The organism is Neisseria weixii (assembly GCF_002327085.1).
In the GTDB taxonomy this organism is placed as follows: Bacteria; Pseudomonadota; Gammaproteobacteria; order Burkholderiales; family Neisseriaceae; genus Neisseria; species Neisseria weixii.
This window is the reverse complement of sequence record NZ_CP023429.1, coordinates 1,120,683-1,141,738: the sequence shown is the minus strand read 5'-3', so window position 1 is coordinate 1,141,738 and position 21,056 is coordinate 1,120,683. Positions and strand designations below refer to the sequence as shown.

At 51.9% G+C, this 21,056-nt stretch carries 38 protein-coding genes; all 38 read left to right on the top strand.

Annotated elements, in window-relative coordinates:
- Positions 1 to 185 precede the first annotated feature (185 nt).
- The 38 genes from CGZ65_RS05895 to CGZ65_RS05720 all read left to right on the top strand — a co-directional run bounded on the left by CGZ65_RS05895 (position 186) and on the right by CGZ65_RS05720 (position 20,948).
- Positions 186 to 698 carry a DUF3577 domain-containing protein gene (locus tag CGZ65_RS05895; protein ID WP_096295197.1) on the top strand — a complete coding sequence of 171 codons (513 nt, stop codon included), beginning with the start codon at positions 186 to 188 and terminating at the stop codon, positions 696 to 698.
- Between the two features lie 742 nt (positions 699 to 1,440).
- Positions 1,441 to 1,794 (top strand): hypothetical protein, encoded by a 354-nt coding sequence (locus CGZ65_RS05890; RefSeq protein ID WP_096295196.1) that lies wholly within the window; start codon positions 1,441 to 1,443, stop codon positions 1,792 to 1,794.
- An 85-nt stretch (positions 1,795 to 1,879) separates the two neighbouring features.
- Entirely contained in the window at positions 1,880 to 2,446 is a 567-nt protein-coding gene (locus tag CGZ65_RS05885; protein ID WP_096295195.1) for a DUF3275 family protein, read from the top strand.
- Positions 2,446 to 2,703, top strand: a complete 258-nt coding sequence (locus CGZ65_RS05880; RefSeq protein ID WP_096295194.1) for a hypothetical protein — start codon at positions 2,446 to 2,448, stop codon at positions 2,701 to 2,703. The genes CGZ65_RS05885 and CGZ65_RS05880 overlap by 1 nt, the downstream gene beginning before the upstream one ends.
- 63 nt (positions 2,704 to 2,766) lie before the next feature.
- Entirely contained in the window at positions 2,767 to 3,270 is a 504-nt protein-coding gene (locus CGZ65_RS05875; RefSeq protein WP_096295193.1) for a hypothetical protein, read from the top strand.
- Positions 3,271 to 3,366: 96 nt separating this feature from the next.
- Positions 3,367 to 3,729, top strand: a complete 363-nt coding sequence (locus CGZ65_RS05870) for a hypothetical protein (RefSeq protein ID WP_096295192.1) — start codon at positions 3,367 to 3,369, stop codon at positions 3,727 to 3,729.
- A 21-nt stretch (positions 3,730 to 3,750) separates the two neighbouring features.
- Positions 3,751 to 3,933: a hypothetical protein gene (locus CGZ65_RS05865; protein WP_096295191.1), complete on the top strand. Its 183-nt coding sequence runs from the start codon at positions 3,751 to 3,753 to the stop codon at positions 3,931 to 3,933.
- Positions 3,934 to 4,117: 184 nt separating this feature from the next.
- A complete protein-coding gene (locus tag CGZ65_RS05860) occupies positions 4,118 to 4,552 on the top strand; it encodes a hypothetical protein (protein ID WP_096295190.1) in 435 nt (144 codons plus the stop codon).
- Between the two features lie 154 nt (positions 4,553 to 4,706).
- On the top strand, positions 4,707 to 4,865 hold the full coding sequence (locus tag CGZ65_RS12810) for a hypothetical protein (RefSeq protein ID WP_157742724.1): 159 nt from the start codon (positions 4,707 to 4,709) through the stop codon (positions 4,863 to 4,865).
- Between the two features lie 275 nt (positions 4,866 to 5,140).
- Entirely contained in the window at positions 5,141 to 5,401 is a 261-nt protein-coding gene (locus CGZ65_RS05855) for a hypothetical protein (protein ID WP_096295189.1), read from the top strand.
- Between the two features lie 420 nt (positions 5,402 to 5,821).
- Positions 5,822 to 5,950 carry a hypothetical protein gene (locus tag CGZ65_RS14615; RefSeq protein WP_269768634.1) on the top strand — a complete coding sequence of 43 codons (129 nt, stop codon included), beginning with the start codon at positions 5,822 to 5,824 and terminating at the stop codon, positions 5,948 to 5,950.
- A gap of 134 nt (positions 5,951 to 6,084) precedes the next feature.
- Positions 6,085 to 6,543, top strand: coding sequence for a hypothetical protein (locus CGZ65_RS05845; protein WP_157742723.1), 459 nt, complete (start codon positions 6,085 to 6,087; stop codon positions 6,541 to 6,543).
- Positions 6,540 to 6,833: a hypothetical protein gene (locus tag CGZ65_RS05840; protein WP_096295186.1), complete on the top strand. Its 294-nt coding sequence runs from the start codon at positions 6,540 to 6,542 to the stop codon at positions 6,831 to 6,833. The genes CGZ65_RS05845 and CGZ65_RS05840 overlap by 4 nt, the downstream gene beginning before the upstream one ends.
- 39 nt (positions 6,834 to 6,872) lie before the next feature.
- Positions 6,873 to 7,262 (top strand): hypothetical protein, encoded by a 390-nt coding sequence (locus tag CGZ65_RS05835; RefSeq protein ID WP_096295185.1) that lies wholly within the window; start codon positions 6,873 to 6,875, stop codon positions 7,260 to 7,262.
- Positions 7,263 to 7,798: 536 nt separating this feature from the next.
- Entirely contained in the window at positions 7,799 to 8,095 is a 297-nt protein-coding gene (locus CGZ65_RS05820) for a hypothetical protein (protein ID WP_096295182.1), read from the top strand.
- A gap of 329 nt (positions 8,096 to 8,424) precedes the next feature.
- Positions 8,425 to 8,766: a hypothetical protein gene (locus CGZ65_RS05815; RefSeq protein ID WP_096295181.1), complete on the top strand. Its 342-nt coding sequence runs from the start codon at positions 8,425 to 8,427 to the stop codon at positions 8,764 to 8,766.
- Positions 8,767 to 8,840: 74 nt separating this feature from the next.
- Positions 8,841 to 9,293, top strand: a complete 453-nt coding sequence (locus CGZ65_RS05810) for a hypothetical protein (RefSeq protein ID WP_096295180.1) — start codon at positions 8,841 to 8,843, stop codon at positions 9,291 to 9,293.
- Positions 9,294 to 9,360: 67 nt separating this feature from the next.
- Complete coding sequence (locus CGZ65_RS05805; RefSeq protein ID WP_096295179.1) at positions 9,361 to 9,804, top strand: hypothetical protein; 444 nt, start codon at positions 9,361 to 9,363, stop codon at positions 9,802 to 9,804.
- Between the two features lie 220 nt (positions 9,805 to 10,024).
- Positions 10,025 to 10,405, top strand: a complete 381-nt coding sequence (locus CGZ65_RS05800) for a hypothetical protein (protein WP_096295178.1) — start codon at positions 10,025 to 10,027, stop codon at positions 10,403 to 10,405.
- 73 nt (positions 10,406 to 10,478) lie between these two features.
- The gene (locus CGZ65_RS05795; protein WP_096295177.1) at positions 10,479 to 12,887 is read left to right on the top strand and encodes an SNF2-related protein; all 2,409 of its coding nucleotides are present in this window, start codon (positions 10,479 to 10,481) and stop codon (positions 12,885 to 12,887) included.
- Positions 12,888 to 12,969: 82 nt separating this feature from the next.
- On the top strand, positions 12,970 to 13,185 hold the full coding sequence (locus CGZ65_RS05790) for a hypothetical protein (protein WP_096295176.1): 216 nt from the start codon (positions 12,970 to 12,972) through the stop codon (positions 13,183 to 13,185).
- Positions 13,186 to 13,359: 174 nt separating this feature from the next.
- Positions 13,360 to 13,635, top strand: a complete 276-nt coding sequence (locus CGZ65_RS05785) for an AbrB/MazE/SpoVT family DNA-binding domain-containing protein (RefSeq protein ID WP_096295175.1) — start codon at positions 13,360 to 13,362, stop codon at positions 13,633 to 13,635.
- Positions 13,632 to 14,027: a type II toxin-antitoxin system VapC family toxin gene (locus CGZ65_RS05780; RefSeq protein WP_096295174.1), complete on the top strand. Its 396-nt coding sequence runs from the start codon at positions 13,632 to 13,634 to the stop codon at positions 14,025 to 14,027. The genes CGZ65_RS05785 and CGZ65_RS05780 overlap by 4 nt, the downstream gene beginning before the upstream one ends.
- A gap of 193 nt (positions 14,028 to 14,220) precedes the next feature.
- Positions 14,221 to 14,382 carry a hypothetical protein gene (locus CGZ65_RS13250; protein ID WP_198345357.1) on the top strand — a complete coding sequence of 54 codons (162 nt, stop codon included), beginning with the start codon at positions 14,221 to 14,223 and terminating at the stop codon, positions 14,380 to 14,382.
- Positions 14,383 to 14,482: 100 nt separating this feature from the next.
- Entirely contained in the window at positions 14,483 to 14,740 is a 258-nt protein-coding gene (locus tag CGZ65_RS05770; protein WP_096295172.1) for a hypothetical protein, read from the top strand.
- Between the two features lie 252 nt (positions 14,741 to 14,992).
- Entirely contained in the window at positions 14,993 to 15,934 is a 942-nt protein-coding gene (locus tag CGZ65_RS05765) for a DUF6094 domain-containing protein (RefSeq protein ID WP_232507559.1), read from the top strand.
- Complete coding sequence (locus tag CGZ65_RS14010) at positions 15,871 to 16,104, top strand: hypothetical protein (RefSeq protein ID WP_232507558.1); 234 nt, start codon at positions 15,871 to 15,873, stop codon at positions 16,102 to 16,104. The genes CGZ65_RS05765 and CGZ65_RS14010 overlap by 64 nt, the downstream gene beginning before the upstream one ends.
- Before the next feature lie 67 nt (positions 16,105 to 16,171).
- Complete coding sequence (locus CGZ65_RS05760) at positions 16,172 to 16,543, top strand: hypothetical protein (protein ID WP_198345356.1); 372 nt, start codon at positions 16,172 to 16,174, stop codon at positions 16,541 to 16,543.
- Between the two features lie 194 nt (positions 16,544 to 16,737).
- A complete protein-coding gene (locus CGZ65_RS05755; protein WP_096295171.1) occupies positions 16,738 to 17,106 on the top strand; it encodes a hypothetical protein in 369 nt (122 codons plus the stop codon).
- A 99-nt stretch (positions 17,107 to 17,205) separates the two neighbouring features.
- Entirely contained in the window at positions 17,206 to 17,619 is a 414-nt protein-coding gene (locus tag CGZ65_RS05750; RefSeq protein WP_157742722.1) for a hypothetical protein, read from the top strand.
- Complete coding sequence (locus CGZ65_RS12805; protein WP_157742721.1) at positions 17,592 to 17,753, top strand: hypothetical protein; 162 nt, start codon at positions 17,592 to 17,594, stop codon at positions 17,751 to 17,753. The genes CGZ65_RS05750 and CGZ65_RS12805 overlap by 28 nt, the downstream gene beginning before the upstream one ends.
- Before the next feature lie 146 nt (positions 17,754 to 17,899).
- Positions 17,900 to 18,310 carry a hypothetical protein gene (locus tag CGZ65_RS05745; RefSeq protein WP_096295169.1) on the top strand — a complete coding sequence of 137 codons (411 nt, stop codon included), beginning with the start codon at positions 17,900 to 17,902 and terminating at the stop codon, positions 18,308 to 18,310.
- Positions 18,277 to 18,663, top strand: coding sequence for a hypothetical protein (locus CGZ65_RS05740; RefSeq protein ID WP_096295168.1), 387 nt, complete (start codon positions 18,277 to 18,279; stop codon positions 18,661 to 18,663). Before CGZ65_RS05745 ends, CGZ65_RS05740 begins: the two co-directional genes overlap by 34 nt.
- 133 nt (positions 18,664 to 18,796) lie before the next feature.
- Entirely contained in the window at positions 18,797 to 19,048 is a 252-nt protein-coding gene (locus tag CGZ65_RS05735) for a hypothetical protein (protein WP_096295167.1), read from the top strand.
- A complete protein-coding gene (locus CGZ65_RS05730; RefSeq protein WP_096295166.1) occupies positions 19,023 to 19,562 on the top strand; it encodes a DUF1281 family ferredoxin-like fold protein in 540 nt (179 codons plus the stop codon). Before CGZ65_RS05735 ends, CGZ65_RS05730 begins: the two co-directional genes overlap by 26 nt.
- 83 nt (positions 19,563 to 19,645) lie before the next feature.
- A complete protein-coding gene (locus CGZ65_RS14005) occupies positions 19,646 to 20,251 on the top strand; it encodes a hypothetical protein (RefSeq protein ID WP_096295165.1) in 606 nt (201 codons plus the stop codon).
- A complete protein-coding gene (locus CGZ65_RS14000) occupies positions 20,238 to 20,414 on the top strand; it encodes a hypothetical protein (protein WP_157742719.1) in 177 nt (58 codons plus the stop codon). The genes CGZ65_RS14005 and CGZ65_RS14000 overlap by 14 nt, the downstream gene beginning before the upstream one ends.
- Positions 20,415 to 20,495: 81 nt before the next feature.
- The gene (locus CGZ65_RS05720) at positions 20,496 to 20,948 is read left to right on the top strand and encodes a hypothetical protein (protein ID WP_096295164.1); all 453 of its coding nucleotides are present in this window, start codon (positions 20,496 to 20,498) and stop codon (positions 20,946 to 20,948) included.
- The last annotated feature ends 108 nt before the right edge of the window (positions 20,949 to 21,056 follow it).

Here is a 21,056-nt window from a genome sequence, read left to right as displayed (position 1 = left end):
AGTCTCGTCATTTAGCCGCTCGAGAATGAGGTTCAATTCGTTGGACTAGCGGTACACTCTTTCAACTCGCCTTCAGGTAAGGCTTCTAAGTCAGTTACGGCATTCGCAAAAGCCGTATTAACCCTTTGGGATATATTTATCCTCATCGGGATTGATATATCCCCTGTTTTTTATGGAGATATATCATGACTCAATCTGATCAAACTCAAAACCAATACTTCAATCTGACTGCCGACGGCATCGGTTTTTTGAACCGTCCCCGTACAGTAACAGCTAAAAAAGGTACCCCTTACTTTGCTGCTACGATTCAGGCATCCCGTGGTGATTCCGGCGATAAGACACGTTTCGACGTGCGTATCGTTGGTGGACATGCAAAGGAACTCTTCGAGCAGCTGCTGCAGGAATTTCCTAATTTGCAGGCCACGCAGTTGAAGGATCGCCCGACAGTTATTGTCGGATTTCGTGTAGGTGATTTGCAGCCCATCAAGTTTGAAACCGAAGATCGCAAAACCGGTGAAAAAATTGAGACGCTGTCTATCGATGCGCGACTGCTGAAATTCAAGTTCATCAAGGTGAACGGCGAATTTTGGTATCGATCGTCTCAAGACGAGCAGAACCAAGCTGATACGGGTAATCTGCCCCCTGCCCCTCAACCTATTGAGGAAGCGGCTGAAACTCCGGCTCAATTCGGTTCATAATCAAACCTTTTAAGAATGCAGGAAGCCTTTAGGCTTCCTCTTCTTAAAACTCCTCCCAATCCCTCACACGCTCTATCGTTCAGACAATTAAGCAACTGTTTTGACGGATGTTTAATTGTCTGAATGAACCCGTTTGATTTTCCGTGGCAGTACAAGGATAAGCTTCCTTGCAACAAAAAAGCTTGGCTTTGAACCAGATTTTATTTTCTTATCGATGCCCATATCCGTGTGGGTATCCGTAAGCAAATAAGCGATCCTTAACAATTTGGACTTTTTTAATTTTCTTAGAATTTGCAAGTCAAATTCCAAGCCACCCCCTAAGGGTGGCTTACCGAATCACCCTGCCCTAGCAGGAGGATTCGGTAAGCTTCCCCGGTTGACAGACCGTTTCTGTCTCGCGTACAGCCGTGTAAACAGTACGTCCGGTCATTCGTGACCGACACGGTTCTATTCAAACAAACCGACAGGTTCTTATTGGTTCTTCGGATTGCGGTGCAGCTTTCCACCGAACCCAACAGGGTTTTCATGCCCCGAACTCACATTCGTGTGGGTTCCTCCGGGCTGCTTTCGTCAAGGCAGCCTCGAAGAACTCATACTTTCTCGGCTGACAGACCGTTTCTGTCTCGCTGTAGCCGTTAACCAGCAGCCGGTGCATTCGTGCACCTCACGGTCCTTTCTTCCAACCCATCGGGCACCTACCCCGGCGGGGCTTGGTGTCCCTGTTTTTTTACCGGAGTACACCATGTTTCCATTCAACTTTACCCGCCGGGTACCCGGCAAATTATGTCTCAATCCTGCGGATATCCGCAAAGGTACGGTACTGACCCACATGCCTACCGGTACGCGCCATACGGCGGTGTATGCGGTACAGGGCGATGTGCTGTTGATAGACGATAAAGGACAGCTCTCTGCCCCGTCTTTTAAACAGCTGGCACAGCAATATTGCTGTCGCGGCTATCAAGTCCGCTACGCACCCGAACTCGAGGTACTGTGGCAGAAAGCGGTATCGCGTTATCAGGCTGACAAACGCCTGTTAACCCGTCTGGGACTGCGGGGCAACAACCCTGCATCCATCCGTAGAGCTCTGGCCGTCTGATCGGACGGCTTTCCTCTCTCTTTTCACCAACCCTGTGGGGATATACTCCCTCGGGGCGGTATATCCCCTTTTTCGGAGATATACCATGTCTGTTTCTATTCCCGCTACTTTGAATGTTGTTGAAAAAACCGGCCGTAACGGTGTTTTTATGGCCGCCGAACTGATTACCGACATCGGTACGTTCGACCTGAAACACCGTGTGCTGGAGCAGTTCTCGCAAGGCACTTATCGCGGCATGTTCACCATCATCCGCATCTTTAACCAAAGCGTTTCCTGGAAAAACGGCACCTGGACCAAACTGTGTGCCGAATTGGACTGGGAAGCCCTGCGCATCCTGGCTCAATCCGACGAAACCGTTCCGAGCACGGCCATGGCCGTGGCCGAAATGGTGGCCGAGGAAGAAGCTGAAACCGTTACTGCTCAGATAACACCGCCTCAGGCAGACGCACCGGCACTCTTCGACGAAGACGACTTGGTGGCCGATATGGCGCAGCTGCAGCTTAAAGTTTCCCGTGCCGAACCGGTCAAGCTCGATGCCACCATGGAGGACCGCAATGCGTTCCGCCAACTGCGCGACGAGTTGAAAGCCCACGGCTACCGCTTCGACGGCCGTACCCAGTCTTGGTCTTTGGCTGAGCAAGGAGGTGTGTGATGCGTATGAAACTATCCAAAGCACACTTCGGCGGCATAACGCAGGAAGCCGGTAACGAAATCAGGATTTCGGATGGCGGTTTTCTGATGCCGATACACCTTCGTGCCGGCAGACACACCCGATCAGATTTTGTTGCGGACAATGTCTCAACGGCCGATGTGGAATGTCTGGTAATGCGTTTTGGCGAATCAGGCGTGTTGGTTGCTGGCCGCGACAAACGCTTCCGCCGCTTCGATGGCCCGATGTGGAGGGAGTGAAATGTACCGTACTTCTTCCCATGACCTGTTTGCCGATGCGTTTTCATCCTGAACGACCGGTTGATGTTTGCTTCACTCTACGGCCGCGACGCGAATGTGCTGTCGCTGCTGGCGGTACTGAACAACAACGGTGTTTCGGGGACCGAGCGTTTGGGCTTTCGGGAAGCCGATTCGGCAGCCGGTGCATACCCGCCGTTTTCGACTGCACGTTACTTTACCGGGCTCTACAAGCACATGACGAAAATCCATACGCAGAACTACGGCGTATTGATTCATGCGTTTGTGTACGCAGACGAGGTAATACGGCACGATTTGGACGGCAAAACAGCCTGGTTGATATCGGATGACACTGATACCGAACTGACGGACGGTATTTGGCAGACGGTCAACCGTCTGACCGATGTACCGCTGCTGGACGGCTGGGCCGACCGCATCCTGCCGCGTTTGCGCGAACAGGGCTGCATCCGCTGCTATCCGCCGGGCATCAGTGCCGAAGCCACCCTGGTTGGTATACAGGCCTGCCACATCCGAATACCCGACGATTTTGACCAACAGGTCGGCCGTTAGCTTAAAACCGGTGTATTGGCAGCCTGATTGCCTTTTTATCCACCCCCGGGGTATCTTACCCTCAGGGCGGATACCCCGTTTTCTTCGGGAGACTGTATGTTGAAACCCAGTATCTGTTTGAAAGTGTATGTCGATTCGACCGAATACGGCATTGCCTGGAAGCAGGCTGATTTGGAAGTCGAAATCGCCGGCGGCAGCGTACGTTTTTACTGCGGTGTCGAGTTGGACGGCTGCGGTAACATTCTGCCGGCCACCCTGCGTATTTCGGATTTGGGTTTGTCCGAGTTTCTGCATGACGGAACTGAACCCAAAGAATCCGTCCTGCTGAACCATGGCCAACCCAGCGAAAGCGACAATATCTACCCGGTATCGTCGATGCGGCCGGAGGTATTCGGTCACGCACTGGCCACGGCGGCTTCGGCCGTGGTGGAGCAGTTGTACGAAACGGAATATGTTTAATGTTTGAAAGGAAATAAGCAGATGTCCAGAATCGCCACTGCTGTTGAGAAACTGCAGGCACAACGCTTAAGCCGGTCTGGTTTGTTGGATGAGGGTGAATTGGGCGTGGTCGACATGATTTTGATGTCGCATGACGCTCAAGAGGAAATCGAAGAAGGATGGTTCGACGATTTCGCCCTGATTGAATTGAAATATCCTGACTGATTGTTTATCAACCTGCTTTCGAGCAGGTTTTTCAACGCCGACAGTCGTTTTACTGTCCCGGTGCTGCCGTTAAACATCACCAACCGCATCCGTGCGGCCACGGCATTTTTTTCAACTTTTCAACCCAATCGGGAATACATTTTCCCGACTGGGGGTGTATTCCCTGTTTTTTAGGAGAATCACCATGAACCCGTCAACAAATAACATTTTTACCGATAATGAAGCATTGGTTTTGAATACCTACGGTGCGTCCGAGGTATTCCGCCAGCTGATACTCGGCTTATTTAACGGTTATATCTACCCGATGCCGGTTTTAGCCGTATCGCGTTTGGACTACGAACACTTCAGGCTGTTTATAGCCATGATCGAGGCCTACCACCGCGACGGTGAAACGGCCGAATTGCGTGAGCTGGCCTGCAAGGTTCTTGACCGATTTCCGGAGTTACGTGTCCGTTGCGTCCATCCGGAAAGCACGGCGCTGGAAGAACTGAAACGCGCACTGATTTTTTACGATCTGTGCGATGAGGATCAGGAATCCCGCGCCACCGGTGCATTTTCCGATGCGAAGGAAATTCTAATCACCGCAGTTCGCCATTTGCTCGAGCAGAGCAAGGTTTAAACCTGTTTTTTAACCCCTGTATTTTGTACAGTATCGGTCGTTTTGACCGGCAGAGTCGCTTTAAGGAGACAAACATGTCAGATCCTGTTTTTTCACGGGCATCATCGATGAGTTCGAAAACCTCTATGAACAGGCTGTTCCAAACATAGACGGCTTGGATGTTCAGGCGTTCAAACAGAAGCTGTTTACCAAAATGCTGGCAGACGACACTTCGCGTTTCCCCATGGGTTTTGTCTATATGGACAGCCAAACCCATTGGGATTTTTTGCGCTGGATGGAGGAACACCATCCGGAACAGAAATACCTTGCGTAGTTTTCCGGCCGGTAACCGCTTATTGACCAACCCTCCGGCAAAGCCGCTGCCTTTAAAGGTGCGGCCTGCCTTTCTGAACGGACTTCGCCCTCTCTTTGCCCAACGTTTCCGTCCGTGTCAGTGCTTCGTCTGAAAAGATGCAGGCATATTCACCCGATAGTGCAATACTTTGCCAGCTGACCTTTTGATTGACCCAACCTGCTTTCGAGCAGGTTTTCTCAGACGGCTTGGGCTTCAGGCCGCCTGAAAAAACCTGTTACTTTTAGGAGAATGAGATGTCGGATCAAAACAATATCCAACATGATGCCGAAGGGCCTGTTGAAATTTGGCTGGGAATGAAATATTTCTTAATTTATTGGCTGAAACATGGTTCAAACCATGAAATTTTTACCAGAGAAGCCGATGCGTGGGAAAAAATTGAAGAACTGAAAAAGAATCCTGATTTGGAAGCTTTCGAACTGTATGAAACCAATTTAAGCAAACGCTGGGATCTATACGATTACAGGGAGATAAAAAAGCAGCTATCGAAAACCTGAATTCTATTACACGCTGACCGTCGTTTTACGGTCTCGGTGCTGCCGTTAAACATCACCAACCGCATTCGTGCGGCCACGGCTTTTTTTCAACCCCGACCCGGCGGCGACATCTTTTCCGCTGGGGAATGTGTCCCCGCTTTCAAAAAAGGAGGACACTATTGATACACCCTAATCTGTGGAGAAGGATTAAATCCCGATTCCCTGTTGCCAAACGTCTTTTTGACTTTTGGTTCAAGCTGTTTGAAAATATTACGATATGGAGCCTGGCTTCCATGTTGCCGTATTTCAAACTGACCCCGGATTCGCTTGCCGAACGGTGTGCGAATATTGCGTATTTATTTTTGATTGCTGTCTCTTCGTTTTACGTCATGTACTTTTTGGCAGATAACGAAGCATGGATGAGCAGAAAGGAAACGAATCATGAATGACCTGAGCGTCATGCTTTTGATTGTTCTGTCAATCTTGATTGCGATTGCGGCGGTACTCCGTAAACTCGGCAAACTCCATCAGCAGGAGCTTGAAGAGAAGCGAAAAGAGCAGCAGCCGTAATACAATTTGATTTTTCAACCTTTAATCCCACCCCAGTCCGTGCTGCCGGTGGGATCGTCATATTTTTTATCCAACCCTGTGGGGATACCGTTCCCCAAGGGGCGGTATGCCTTTTTATTTTGAAAGGAAATACCGTGGGTACTTCAAACTTCATGTTCAACCAACGTCTGGATGTTGTCAGCGGCCTCTCTTGCTCCGACTTCGATGTAGATGCCTATAACGAAGGAATGGATGAAGAAGACCGCTTACAGCCTGATGATTTCGAACGCATCGGCGACATCATCAGTTTCTATACCGATGATTTCATCGCTGACTTCAAACACCGTGCAGACGAACCGCACCGCAATCGGGATACCGTATCCCGCTGGCGGAAACACCGTATCGGTCGCATCCGCGTCGAATCCACTACGGATTCTGCCGGCGACGGCAGCTACTATCACCGTAACTATGGCGGAACCAAGCTGGCGGAAATCACGGCGGATACACTGTTTTATGGCCGTAACATACGGATGACCATAGATGTCATCATGAGGCACGGCTATTACGACGGAATCAACATCGATCAGCAGATTAATGTAGAGACTGATTTTTGAACTATTCCTGGGACGATTATGAATCTGCGGAAATCGACAATATGGCCGATGCCATTATCGATGAGTATGCCGGCTGCCGTATCGCCACCAAAGCCCAACTGACATGTCACCGCAATGCCGTCATCAAACGCCTGCAGGCGTTGGAGGAAGTGTTGTGGCAGCGTTATGAGGAACTGGTATCCCGTATTGCGAGGAGTACCGTGTGGCCGCACGTTTCTGCAATGGCGAAACCTGGTATGAAAAGGTTGCTTAAGTTAGTGCCTTCTTTTTATGAACCCATCTTCAAGTAAGTCCTGCCCGACGGCGACAAACTTTTTTTGGAGAATATTATGCTTGATATACCCGGCAAACAAACTGTTGGAAACAGTACGCAATTGGAACAATTAATACCGGACTGTTGGTATGAAGTTGATTCCAAAATATCCGGAACTTCGGAAAGCGTACGGTTTATCAAATTGTTATGTGTTCTAAGCTCAAATAAAGCAGGTATGACCCATGCCTTGCTGTTACGAAACGGTTTGGGTAACGAGACTGTTGGCGAATGGAACAATTCAACCTTTAACGCATCATTTTCGGATGTTAGGGAGGTCGAAATACTATTCGCGACAGATGACTGTGAAAACGGCGGAACAAACGGCGGAACTGTTGAATCTATTCGTGATCTTGTGATGTTTTCACAAGGTGCAGGCAAAACAGTATTCCAATGTGTCATATCTTAACCCGAGGGGGTAAACCTCCAAACCTGCTTTTCAGCAGGTTTTTTCAGACGGCCTTAAGTTAAGGCCGTCTGAAAAAACCTGTTTCATAGCCCAAAGGAGGACATTCAAATGCCTAAAAACCATCGCAAAATTTCAATTTCCGACCTGAAAGTGATGCGGTCTCCGGCCGGATATTATGTAGGCAGAGATTATTGTGAGTCAGATTGGACTGAATTAAAAATGCCGTATTCCCGTGAATCAGATTATTTTGCTACACGGGAGCAGGCGCATAATTGCTCGCAAATTATGAAATTGGAGGAGTCTTTAGGTTTGATTTAGTCTGACAGACTTAATCTGTCCCGACGCTGCCGTTAACCATCGTCAGCCGCATCCGTGCGGCCACGGCTTTTTTCAACCCCGACCGGCGGTGATATGCTCTCCGCCGGAGGATGTATCTCCGCCTTTTTTTGTAACGAAAGGAGGTACATCATGATGTGCAAACTATCCGGTAATCTGCCGGAAAATGTTTTGGGTCGGCTATACCAAGGTGGTAACATATGTTTAAGAAGTTTTTAAAACTTGTGTTTCCGTTCCGCAACCCCGTTTCAAAACGAATATTCGATTTGTGGCTGAAAATTTTGGAAGACACGGCTGTTGCCTCGATTATTGCAATCGGGCCTTACCTGTGGATAGACGGCGGCTCTGTTTGGAACCGTTGCCTGAATGTGCTGATACTGCTACTGATTAGTTATACGGCTCAGTTATTGGTGCATTACTTGGTGTTGTATGAATCCAAACTGACAATGCCCCAAACCGACAACCCGGATCAATCCGATGAAAGGAAAAAACCATGACTGCCCTGACTTGGTTCCTACTCAGTGTTCTGGTGCTTATGTGGGTAGCTATTTTCAAGCTATCTAAAATGAGCGAAGAAGACAAAGAGTAGGAAGAGCCATGATTATGACCTACAGCCTGCTGGTTGTGATTGCCGCGATGTTGTTCGGCATTCACAAGCTGGTTAAGTTTGGCGAATCACAACGCAAACAGGATAAGGATCAATAAACCTATCCGTATTTTCCAACCCATCCATCCCACCACAGCCCAGGCTGCCGGGGATTTTCATATCAACCCTCGGGGACTCTACCCGAAGGGGACAGGTCTCCCGCTTTAAAGGAGAACTGTCATGTTCAACGAAATCATCTACCGCGATACCGCCTCTGCTTTTGAAGACTGGCTTAAAATCCTGCGCCGTTTGGGATGCGGCAGCTACTGGAACAGCTGTGCTTTGGCCGATGCAGTTTGGGAAGTTGCCCGAACCCATGAGGAAATCCCACATTTCGGCAATATTGCCCAAGAGCTGGTTCTGACGGCCATCGAACGCTGGCTGTTTGATGAGCGTTCCGATTGGGTGATGGCCTACGAAGTCAACGCCCGTGCTTCCTGGCTGAGTATCAACGGCATAAACATTAACGACTACCGGCAGTTTGTTGCCATGTTCGAACAAGCCGCTGCCGAGGCGGTGTAATCCGCCATTTGTTTTTAACCCTTCCGGGGCATCCGTCCCCGGACACGATGCCCTTTTATTTATAGGAGTGCATCATGCGTTATATTAACGAAAAAACCTTGGAAATCCGTATATCCCAAGACGCTCTCGGCAAATACGGCTGCGATATTGTCTGCCCTAGTACGGATGAGCTGATTTTCGGTTGGGACCCTGAGTTCGATACGGCTGAAGAAGCGGTGGCCGCAGCGGTTATCCGTAAAGAAGTCGGTTTGACCGGTGTTCCGCTGTTTGCGGACGAATCGTCGGCAATGCGCCGCCGTATCGAAGCCTGTATTTTCGATGACCGCCTTGCCTGCAAATTCTTAAGGGAGGCGGTATTGAATGCGGTATTCGGACAGGACTTTGACGTACGAGGGGCGGTTCATCTCGATAATGAGGATTGGTCGATGTTCCAGGCAATTGTCAACGACTACCGTGTGTTTGGCTTGACCGCCTCATTAAACGATTTGGCCTGCCGTATCCGTGAACATTTTCCGTGTTACCGTTAAAAACCACCCTCCGGCTGAGCAGTTCTTTCCGGAGGGAAGAACTGCCGCCGGTTTGAAGGAGACTGTTATGTTGAACAAACTGTGTGAACGTGCGTATGAGGTTTTGAAGCGGGAAGTACCGGATTATCCGGTTATGCTGGGTGAAGACCAGGCTTTCATCTGTGCCGAATTCCGGCCGGATTGGAGTTTGCTGGGTTTGGATTTCGACAACGAAGGCCATCGGAATGTGTTGGCTGCTTTGGACGATTTCTTTATCGAAACCTGTCTGAAGCTGGCCGAGTGTGAGAAGGCTTATTACGTCGTCGCTCTGAAAGATACCGAAAACAGCTGTAAAAAGCGGTTGACCACGGCTTTATCCCGGGAAGAATGCGTCGATGTGGCAGCAAGGCTGGAAGAGTCGGTACTGTACAGTTCGAAATCCCTGCTGGTGGAGAACGCCGAAAACTGGCGGATTGCATCTTTTCCGTTTCCGGAAATGCTTGCCGATTTCATTAAATTTAAAAATGAGTAACAAAGGTGCTTTACAAACCTGCTGTTCAGCAGGTTTTTTTCAGACGGCCTCAAGTTAAGGCCGTCTGAAAAAAACCTGTTTCACACGCCGACAGTCGTTTTACTGTCTTTGATGCTGCCGTTAACCATCATCAGACCGCATTCGTGCGGCCACGGCTTTTTTCAACCCACCTGCGGGCTGCCCCGTCAGGGCGGCAGTTCCGTCCTGTAAGGAAACCGCCATGTACAACAACCCTTTCCTGAAACCTGATCTGGCCTGGGATTTTGTCGAGACTCATTACCCCGATTACCGCCGTTGCAACATCATCTGCCAATCCGGCGATATGGCTGCCTGCTTTGAGTTTGCCGGTATCGACCCTGATGAACTCATCACTGCTGATGCCGTAGGCCGTCTGAAAGCACTGGCTCCGGACAGGCTGGAAAGCCGTGAGCCTTCGTATCAACAGGTTCGGGCATTTGACGATTTTGTCGGCAGCGGTCTGACCTTTGGTCAGGCGGCGCGGCAAATCGACGATTACTGTTTGGCCAAAGCGGTATTAAACTGTCCTGACGCGCTGCCTGCTGAAACACTGGAGTGGGCGCAGGCTGTCTTGGCCGACTAATCTGTTTTTTTTTCAACCCTTTGGGGACTGCTACCCGAAGGGCGCAGTCCCCGTTTTTTATGGAGACTGCATCATGCAATTTCAAACCTCTGTTTTCAATTTGACGACAGACCAGATTTTTGAAGAACTCAAATATCTGGATCCAAATATACGCCATGCCGATGCCATACACCAATTCAACCGTCTGCTGGAGCAGCTTCGCAGCAATGATTTGCCGCTGTCTCAGTTTCTGGCCGACTTCGGCGACAGCCTTTTCGAGGCCGTTACCGATCAGAACCGGCCGCTGTATCAGGGGCAAACCCATGCCGCCCACGAGGCGGTATTGGACGGTTTGAGCCGCAAGCTGTTTCCTGCCCAGCGGGAAGTGGTTCGTGCGGTCAACCAACTGCTGCTGGTGGAAGATAAGCCTGCGGCGGTCATCAATGCCGAAATGGGCACGGGTAAAACCATGATGGCCATTGCCTGTGCTGCCGTTGCACATCAGGCCGGTATTGCCCGGACGCTGGTTTTGAGTCCGCCCCATTTGGTCTACAAATGGCGGCGCGAAATCCTTAAAACCGTGCCGGATGCGCGGGTGTGGGTGCTCAACGGCACCGACACGCTGGCCAAGCTGCTTAAAATCCGTGCCATGCGCGGGAAACCGGCCGTGCCGGAGTTCTTCGTACTCGGCCGTGTGCGGATGCGGATGGGCTACCACTGGCGGCCGGCGTATGCGGTGCGCAAGCAGTACCGGCAGGACTACGCCGAAGGTCAGCACTTTATCCGGACAGAGAAGCTGTTTTGCTGTCCGAAATGCGGCCGCGAGCTGAAAGATGAAGAAGGCAGTTCTTTCTATTCGGAAGAAGGCGTGAAGACATTTTTGGGCAAGTCCAGACGCTTCTGCACCGCCAAGGACGGCAAGCACCGTTGCGGCGAACCTTTGTGGACCTTGTGCCGCAAAGACGGCAATGCGCCGCAGCAAAGCGTGTACGAGCGGGTCATCAATGCGGTGGCTTCGCTGCCGGGTGTAGGGCCTAAAACGGCTCAGAAACTGGTGGCGCAGTTCGGTGAGGCCATGCTGGCGGATATCCTGGAAAACAACATCCAGGCATTTGCCAACCTGATGGACGAACACGGCGAGTTTGTGTTTAACGACCGTCAGGCGGCACGGCTGGACCGGGCTTTGGGTAAAACCGAGTTCTCTTTGGGTATGGGCGGCTACCAGCCGACCGAGTTCATCAAACGCTATCTGCCGAAAGGATACTTCGGACTGATGGTGGTGGATGAAGGCCATGAGTACAAGAACTACGGTACGGCACAAGGTCAGGCCATGGGTGTATTGGCACGCTGTGTCCGCAAGGTGTTGTGTCTGACCGGCACCCTGATGGGCGGTTATGCCGACGATCTGTTCTACCTGCTGTGGCGGCTGAATCCTCAGGCTATGCTGGCCGACGGCTTCGGTTACAACAAAACCAATACCTTGGGGACAGCGGCGATGGCGTTTATGCGTCAGCACGGAGTGCTCAAGGAGGTCATCCGCAGCAACGGCAGCGAGTTCGACGGCGGTTCGTTTACCAGTTCCAAAGCCAAGCGTACTTCGGTACGCACGGCCAAGACACCGGGCTTCGGCCCCTTGGGCATCATGCGCTATATTCTGCCGATGACGGTGTTTCTGAAGCTCAGAGACTTGGGCGAAGGCGTATTGCCGCCGTACGAGGAAATCTTCCGGCCGGTGGCGATGACACCGCGACAGGAAAGCATCTACCGTGACATGAGCCTGAGGCTGCAGCAACGCCTGAAACAGGCTTTAGCCAAAGGAGACAATACCCTCACCGGTGTAGTCACCAACACACTTTTGGCCTGGCCGGACTGCGGCCACCAGCCGGAACGGGTGGTTTGGAAACGATGGAACGAGCGGCTGTTCGAAGCAGAAGCCGTTTTTGAAGAGTCCGAACCTTCTCCCAAAGAAGCTGACCTGCTGGCAGTGGTGAAGGAGGAACTGGCCCAAGGGCGTAAATGCCTGGTCTATACCGTCTACACCGACACCCGCGATACCGCCGGCCGTCTGCAGAAGCTGTTGCAGGCGGAAGGCATCAAAGCGGCGGTGATGCGTGCATCGGTAAAAGCCGATGAGCGTGAGGACTGGGTGGCCACGCGTTTGGATGAAGGTTGCGAGGTAGTCATCTGCAATCCCGAACTGGTGAAAACCGGCCTGGATCTGCTGGCCTTCCCGACCATCTACTTCATGCAGACCGGCTACAACGTCTATACCCTGATGCAGGCGGCACGACGCTCTTGGCGGATTGGTCAAAAGGAACATGTGAAGGTGTATTTTGCCGGTTACATGGAGACTGCCCAGCAAATCTGTCTGGAACTGATGGCAAAAAAAATCGCCGTAGCCCAATCCACCTCCGGCGACATGCCGGATACCGGTTTGGACATCCTCAATCAGGCGGAAGACTCCGTGGAAGTCCAGTTGGCCAAACGGCTGCTGGAGCAGTAAACCGTTTCACCCGAAATGCCGCGTACGGTTTTTCAGACGGCCTTGCGGCCGTCTGAAACCGCCGCCGCACCAAGGAGCTAAGATGCGATACAGCAACAACAAAGACTTTGCCGCCTATGTTGCAGAGCTGGTACGCAGCGGCAAATGGGTCTGCATACCCAAAGGCCGCCGCCGGCACGGCTGCCTGCAACACGAGAGCGGCCGCAAATGCCCGGTGCCTTGCAGCCCCGGCAACGATCCGCGCGGTTTTTTGAACTTCAAGGCCATGACCCGGCAGATTGAAGCGGAAAGCGCCTGAATTTTCCGCCGCAAGCCGGCGGTTTCTACAACCTGCTCCGAGCAGGTTTTTTCAGACGGTCTGCAAACCGGAGACCGTCTGAAAAAACCTACTGTTATTATCTGTAGGTCTAAAACCATTCCGGTTTAAAAGTAAGGTATAATAACCTTACTTTTAAACAGAGGGGCATGTATTATGGGAACCACTTTAAAGCTGACGGCCAAGAACCAGATTACTTTGAGAAAAGAGTTTTTGGCGCACTTAGGCATAGGAACCGGCGACAAACTCGAAATCAGCAAGCTGCCCAACGGCGAACTCAAGATCAGCGCAGCCAAAAAGACACGCAGCTTTTCCGATGTGGCCGGTTTACTGGCGCGCAAAGGCGGCCGCTCTTTCAGTATCGAAGAAATTAATGAGTCTGTTGCCGATGCCTATGCGGCAGCAGGGGTGTCTGGCAAGGATGCAAAATGAAGGTTACTGCAGACACCAATGTCTTGGTACGTTTATTGACCCGGGACGATGAAAAGCAGGCGCTGATCGCGGAAAACATCCTCTCAAAAGCAGAGAAAGTCTGCGTACCCACCTCCGTATTCTGTGAGCTGGTTTGGGTTTTAATGCGGTTGTACCGTTACAGCAAAGAAGAGGTTGCAGCCGCAATCAGGACAATGACCGAAATCGAAAACCTGATGTATGAGAAAAATACCGTCGATGCCGGCTTGGAACAGTTGGAATGCGGCGGCGATTTTGCCGACGGCGTAAATGAATATACCGGTAGAAGGATATTTGACGGACAATTCGTGACTTTTGATAAAAAAGCGGTGGCCGTTTTGAAAAAACGGAACATTCCCGCCAAACTGCTTTAAGTTTTACACAGCCGGCAGACTGTTTCTTCTGTCCCGGGTGCTGCCGTTAGCCATCACCCAACCGCATGAGTGCGGGCACGGCGCTTTTTACAACTTTTTGACCAACCCTGTGGGGACATACCCCCCACAGGGCGGTACGTCCCCGTTTTTATGGAGACGTAAATATGAAACCGAACCTTTATTGGAGCAGGAAATGAAACAGAAAGAACTGCACAAAATCGATGCGGAAATTGCGAAGCTGATTGCAGAATCAGCCAAGCTCAATGCCGAAACTCGCTGGTATCCCATACTGGTTGTGACCGGCATGTTTGCAGCCATCGGTACTGTTATGGCTGTGGTTATCAAATTCCTGTAAAACCGGCGTAAAGCCTTTTTCAATCAGTTTTGCAACCCTGTGGGGATATACCGTCCCGCCAGGGCATCGGTGTATCCCGCTTTTTTATGGAGACACCGATGTGAAATTTTTCAAATACTTGAAATTCAGTTTCCCGTTACACAAGGAAACACTTGAATCGTGGATTAAACTGCTGGATGATATTACAAAGGCTGCAATGATTGCGGTTTTGCCGCTACTCTGGATTAATTCGCATTCATTGGCCGAGCGCGCTGTCGGCGTAGTTGTTTTGGCAGCTATTGGATATTTTGTCCAAGTCTGTGCTGACAAATTACGCAAACACCGTGATTCATTAACCCGAAAGGATACGTCATGCTGATCGGCGGACTTTTATTTATCCTCTCATTAGTGCTTGCTTTCAATTACTGGATCAGTAAACAGCTTGAACGCGACCGTATGACAGAGGAGCACGAGAACCGTTAAACGGTTCATTTTTTACCAACTCGGCTCTTTCGAGCCATCAGAATCCCACACTCCGCAATCATGCGGCGGTGGGATTTTTTGCATTCTTCTTTAAACCCTCAGGGGGCTTCCCCTTGGGGCGGCCTCCGCTTTCTTTACGGAGGCTTTCATGAATTCCACCAACCATCTGATGCACCCACGCACCGCGCACAATCATGCCGACAACGGCTATTTCCCAACCGACGCAGCCACGTTGGAAGGTATCGCTGCGCGGCTGGACATTGCCGGCGGCAATATCCGCATATTCGACCCCTGCTGCGGCACCGGTGAAGCATTGGCGGTGCTGGCAGGCCATCTGGCCGGCTGCGGTGCGCAATGCGGCAGCTTCGGTGTCGAACTGGACAAAGAGCGCGCCCGGGCGGCGGCTGCCGTGCTGGATTGTGTCGTCCAAGGCGATATCGAAAACTGCATCCTGCAGGCCAGAACCGTCGGTCTGCTGTTTCTGAACCCGCCCTATGGTTTTTCCGCTGCCGACAACCTGTCGGCCGGCCGTACCAAACGTTTGGAGGAAATCTTCTTTGAACGCACGGTGCCGGTGCTGCAGGACGGCGGTATTTTGGTGCTGATCATACCCGAAGCAGCGTTAACCGACCGTTTTACTGCCGAAATCGCTTCACGCTTTACCGAAATACGGATGTACCGCGCCGCCGTCTATACCTATCGGCAGGTGGTGGTTTTCGGTAGGAAGGCGGGAAACCGCAGCAGCATCGGTAAGATCTTGGCCAAAACCCAGCAGCAAGTGCTGTTGCAGCCGGAAGCTGCCGTTCCCGTACATCAGGCAGAGGCCGACTACTGGTATGAAGTACCGGCGGCGGCAGCCAAACCATTCCGGCCACTCAACCATTCCGTCGAAGCCGACGGTTTGGCCGACGAGTTGGCACATATCGGCAATCAGACGCTGTGGCCGCATTTCGGACGTTTTTTTCGGGAGGATTGTGTGCTTGAAAAAGACGGCCGCTGTGCGCGTTGGGTAAATGGCATGCCGCATTGGCACTGGCCGCCGGCCAGGTCAGCGGCATCGTTACCGCTTCGGACGGCCGGCGTTTGCTGATTAAGGGCAGTACCCATAAAACCCAAGTCAGCAGCACCGAGGAACAGGTCAGAGAGGATGGCAGCGTGCAATACGTGACCACCAATCTCGACCGTTTCGTACCGAGCATCCGCGCCGTCGATTTGACGGCCGATAGCCCCGGATTCGGCGACGTGCTGACCATCAAATAATTTTTAAACCAACCCTGCGGGTGGCTGCCCGTCAGGGCGGCATACCCGCTTTTTTAGGAGAACGCGTATGTACGCCCCAAACGAAACCATCCGCACAGAACTGCCTGAACTGCTGACCGGCCGTCTCGAATGCAGCAAACCCGAACTGTTCCCGCTCGGCCGGTGCGTCTGCACCCGCAACGCTTTAAGCTGGGCGGAAGAGAACCTGCCGGAGGAGCTGACCGAGGCACATCTCTGGCAGCGCATACTGCTGCGTGCCCATGTGACCGGTTGTTGGGAAGATATGGATGCCGAAGACCGCGAGCTGAACCTGCGTGCTTTGGAGGCCGGTAAGGAAGGGCGGATTTTTTCCGCCTACACGATACTGGAGCAGAAAATCTACGTCATCACCGAATGGGACAGAAGCTATACCACCATTCTGTTGGCCGAAGATTATTGAGCATGATTCAGACGGCCTCCGTCTGTTTCGTGCCTAAAAATTAGGCAGTCGCGCAAACCAAAGCCCGACCGAAGTTTGCCCGAGCTGCCCGTCGGTTTATCCACTGTTTTTGCGGATAAACCTTTTTCCAACCTGCGTGGAAGCCCGTCTTCCACGAACGGGTTTTACGCTTTGTTTGCCGTTAAGGAGCTGTTATGAACCCGTCTGCAATCGAGCTGATGCGCCAATGGCTGCAACAGCATGGTAATCCGTACATCGTTGGCGTATCGAAAGAACTGGCCGCACCATTTAATGCCGAGTTCCGCCGACGCTGTCCGAAGCTGTATGAAGTGGCCAAAGAGCATGTCCGCCTGTGCCGCCGCCATACGCGGCGCTACGGCCCGGGTCATCCGGTGTATACCTACATCGACTATCAGGACATCAATGCTTATCCGCTGCCTGCCATCGACCCGTATCCGAAAGCACCGACCGCTGCCGTGCTTCTGGCCGATACGGCCATGATGCTGGCCGCCCGTTATCCGTCGCTGACGGTTGGCGGCCGGCTTTTGTCACCTGCTGTTTGAGGTTTGACCTGCCTTTCGAGGCAGGTTTTTCAGAAGGCCTGTAATTTCAGGCCGTCTGAAAAACCTGTTTCCAACGCCGACAGTCGTTTCACTGTCCCGGTGCTGCTGTTAACCATCACCACCCGCATTCGTGCGGCCACGGCTTTTTTTCAACTTTTATTAACCCTGTGGGGACAGACTCCCCGTCAGGCAGGTATGTCTTCACACAACATGGAGGACATACCTTATGTGTTTAAAATCCAAATGCGTACAGGAGCAGAGAGAATGACACTTTCTGATCTGATACGTCTTCCGATGGCAAAGCACTTGTTTGACTTTTGGTACAAATTGTTTGAAGATGTTACCAAAGCCAGCTTGATTGCAATTCTGCCGTATTTCAAACTGAGTGAAGCCCCGATTGAATATCGGTGGCTGAATGTTTTTGTATTTTTAACCCTTGCTTTCTCCTGCTACTGCATTCTGTATTGGCTTGCTGATAATGAGGCATGGATGAGCTGGAAGGGGGAGGACTGATGGACTCATTGACTGTATTTCTGCTGATTGTGCTTGCACTGGTCTGGACGTTTTTCTTTATTGCCCGACATTCGGTTAACAAACTGAAAAAAGAGCATGAAGAAAAAATGAAAGCCGGCAAAAACAGAATCTGAAGTAACATTCAACCCGTACCGCGCAGCGGTACACCCGATTCCCACCCACACCTTAGGTGTCGGTGGGAATCTTTTTTCAACCCAACACGGGATACTTCGTCCCGTCAGGGTTCGCGGTATTCCGATTTTCAAAAAGGAGTTTCACCGTGAACACCGTTTCCAATACCTATATCGTTTGGTTCCACCGCGAATTCGAGGCGGCCGCAAGTGCGTCCGAAGCCTTAAACGGCCAAGTGCTGCGGATGACGGATGCGGAATATCCGGAACCGGCAGACGTGGTCGGCGAAAAACTGCGTGAGCTGGGCTATTCCGGCGATCTGGTTGATGCCGTCCTACCGGTGGCTGAGTATATCCGCAACGAAAACGTGCATGAATCCATGCCGAGCCGCAGTGACAACTGTTACAGCGCAGCGGTAGTGATTCCGACGCTTCCCAATCAGGAAAACTGGCTGGCCGCCTACCGCCAACCGGCGTTCCTCAGCACCTTGCCCGATGATGCTGCCGGGAAGTATTCGGCAGTATTATGGCCGGCCGGGGCGTGGATTACGCCCTGCTGATGCAGGCGGTGTCTGATTGCACCAACGGCCAGCCGCAGGATTTCCTGCTGGTTCCCGTCGCTGCGAATTTCGGCGGTTATGACGACATTGCCTATCTGCTGAAGGATGTCGAATACGGCCCGCAAAACATCGAAAGCGTTCTGGCAGACAAGCTGGACGAAGTCGATGCCGAATGGCTGTACCGGCGCAACAGCAGAACCATCTCTTGGTGGATGTCTGATCATGGTTTTTCCTTGGAAGACTTCGGTCACGAACACAGCCGGATTTTGGAAGTGCCGGGAAAAGTACGCTGGGAAGTGGTTTACCGCTGGGCCTGCTATACAGTCAAAGCCTATCTCGACAGCCTGAAGTAAGGGCTGTTTAAAAGCACCTGTTACCTGAAATGTGCGCCGGTTTTGCCGGCGGTAACTTTATCCAACCGGGCGCAAGCCTGTTTTTAACCGACGGGGTCGCGATGCCCCGTCAGGGGTATCCGGCTCCTTTTTTATGGGCAATATCATGCCTAACCATGTTACCAACATCATGACCGTGAACGGTCCGGCCGAAGCAGTAGCCGAATTGAAAGCCGCGTGGTTCCACGCCGGCTCTCCCGACCAAAAAAGCAGCCCCGAGCTGCCGGATATGGTGGTTGACTTCAACGCCCTCCTGCCCCAGCCGGAAGGTATGGACATCGAGCACGGTTCGGTCATCCAGTGCCGAGGACTGGCTGACGATGAAAGACGACTGGCTTTTGTCTGATGAAGCATTCGGCAAGATCTGGCTCGCATCGAGACTGAAACAGCACTTTGAAACGCTTGTGGATTGGCAGACCGATACGGTCGGCCGTCTGAAAGAACGGGTATTGTCCACGCCAGGACTGCTTGAGAAAATCGGCCTCAACCGGCCTTATCTGGAGCAGATTCAGCGCAACATTGCCGTGCATGGCTGCCCGACCTGGTATGAATGGTGCAACCGCCACTGGGGAACCAAGTGGAATGCCTACCACCAGTACCTCAACGAATGGTCGGATACTTCGTTTTCCGTTACCTTCGACACGGCATGGTCATCGCCGGAGCCGCTGTTTGAAACTCTGGCCGATGCTTTTCCGAGTGTCGAAATGATGGTGCACTACATCGACGAAGGCGGCGGCTTTGCCGGCACCTTCACCGCTTCAGACGGCCTGCTGGAGGACTTCCCTTGTGAAGATGGCGATTTTAAAGCTTTCGCAGCGGAGCACTTCGGCTGGACGTTTGATGACGATGATGACGAGTAACTCACCGCATTTGTTTAACCTGTAACCCTGAGGGGCGGTCTGCCCCTCAGGGGCATGCTGCCCTGTTTTTTAAGGAGTCTGTTATGCCTAATTGGTGTTCCAATAGCTTTACCGTTACCGGCACACAGCTGGAAATCGACCGCCTCACCGCACTGATTGTGCGTGAGAATCACGAAAACCATCCGGACAAAGGCGACGGCCTGATTCTGGATTTCAACGGCCTTGTGCCGGTTCCTGAAGTTTTGGCCAAACTCGATTACCATGCACTCAATCTGCTGATGACCGTACTGGCTCAGGCAGGGCCGGATACCTTGTTACCCAAAGCCCTGAAGCCTGACCGCACCGGCCCGGCCGGTCTTTTGGCTGAAAAGTTGGCCGAAGACTTTCCCTGTTGGCAGGAAATGACGGCAGATGATTTGGTAGGCCGTCTGAATGCCGATTCCGACTTGGCTGAACGCTACGATTATCAGCGCGACGTATTCGAATCCGCACAAGCCTGCCAACAGGCGGTCGGAGAGATGAGTGCCTATGCGTGGCGTATCAAACATTGGGGGTGTCGGCCGCGAAGCCTTCTATTGCCGGGTATCACCGGCTCCGGGAAAGCTGACGGCTTCCTTCGAATCCGGATGGTGCCCGCCGGAAGTTTTTTATCGTGCGCTTGTCAAAGGTTTCCCCATGCTGAACTTTGAAGCCATCTATCTCGAGAAGAGTAACAGCGTAGCCGGCCGGTATCGTAATGAAGGCGCTGTCCTGATTGACGAACAGGTATCGGACAGCGGCCGTAATATCCGTCAGTTTGCCATCGAAGTGTTCGGCTACGAATACGGAGATGAGGAAGATGATGACGAATAAGGCCGTCTGAAAAGCAACCCACCCGGCGGGTGTATCCCGTCAGGGCATACATCCGTCTCTTTGTATCTGAAGGGGCAACGTATGTATGAATCCGAACTGAAGTTTTACCCTTGTAGCAACATCCAAGACCGCCTCATTATGCTTTACTTGGAAATCTCTGAAAAATCCAATGACCGGGAAAGTATGTTCTGGTGCAGTTCCGACGATGACTTGAGCGTACCCGATACAGCTATTGAAATCGATGTCGAACGGCTGATGCAGGCCAAGGCCTGCATCAGCCGCTACGCCGATGTTTTAGGCAGCGTCACCATCCCGATTCTGATTCATTCAAAAGGCTACGGCGGTAAAATCCGGCAGGACAAGCTGGAAATCAACAGTGCCCGCCACAGCAATGGTTTTTGGACGACGGCGTGGTTCATCAACGATTGGGCAGGTTCGTGGTATTCCTTTGACACCGACCGCCATTGGCCGGTGGAAAAGCAGTACCTTTTGAAATACCTGGAAGACATGTTGATTCTGTGCGGTAAACGCTAAACCCCAACGGCTGCTTCGGCAGCCGTTTTTTATGCAAAAACAATATCTATTTGGACTGAAATAGTGTGGATTTCCCCTGCTATCGCGCAATTCATTCACTCGGCCCTA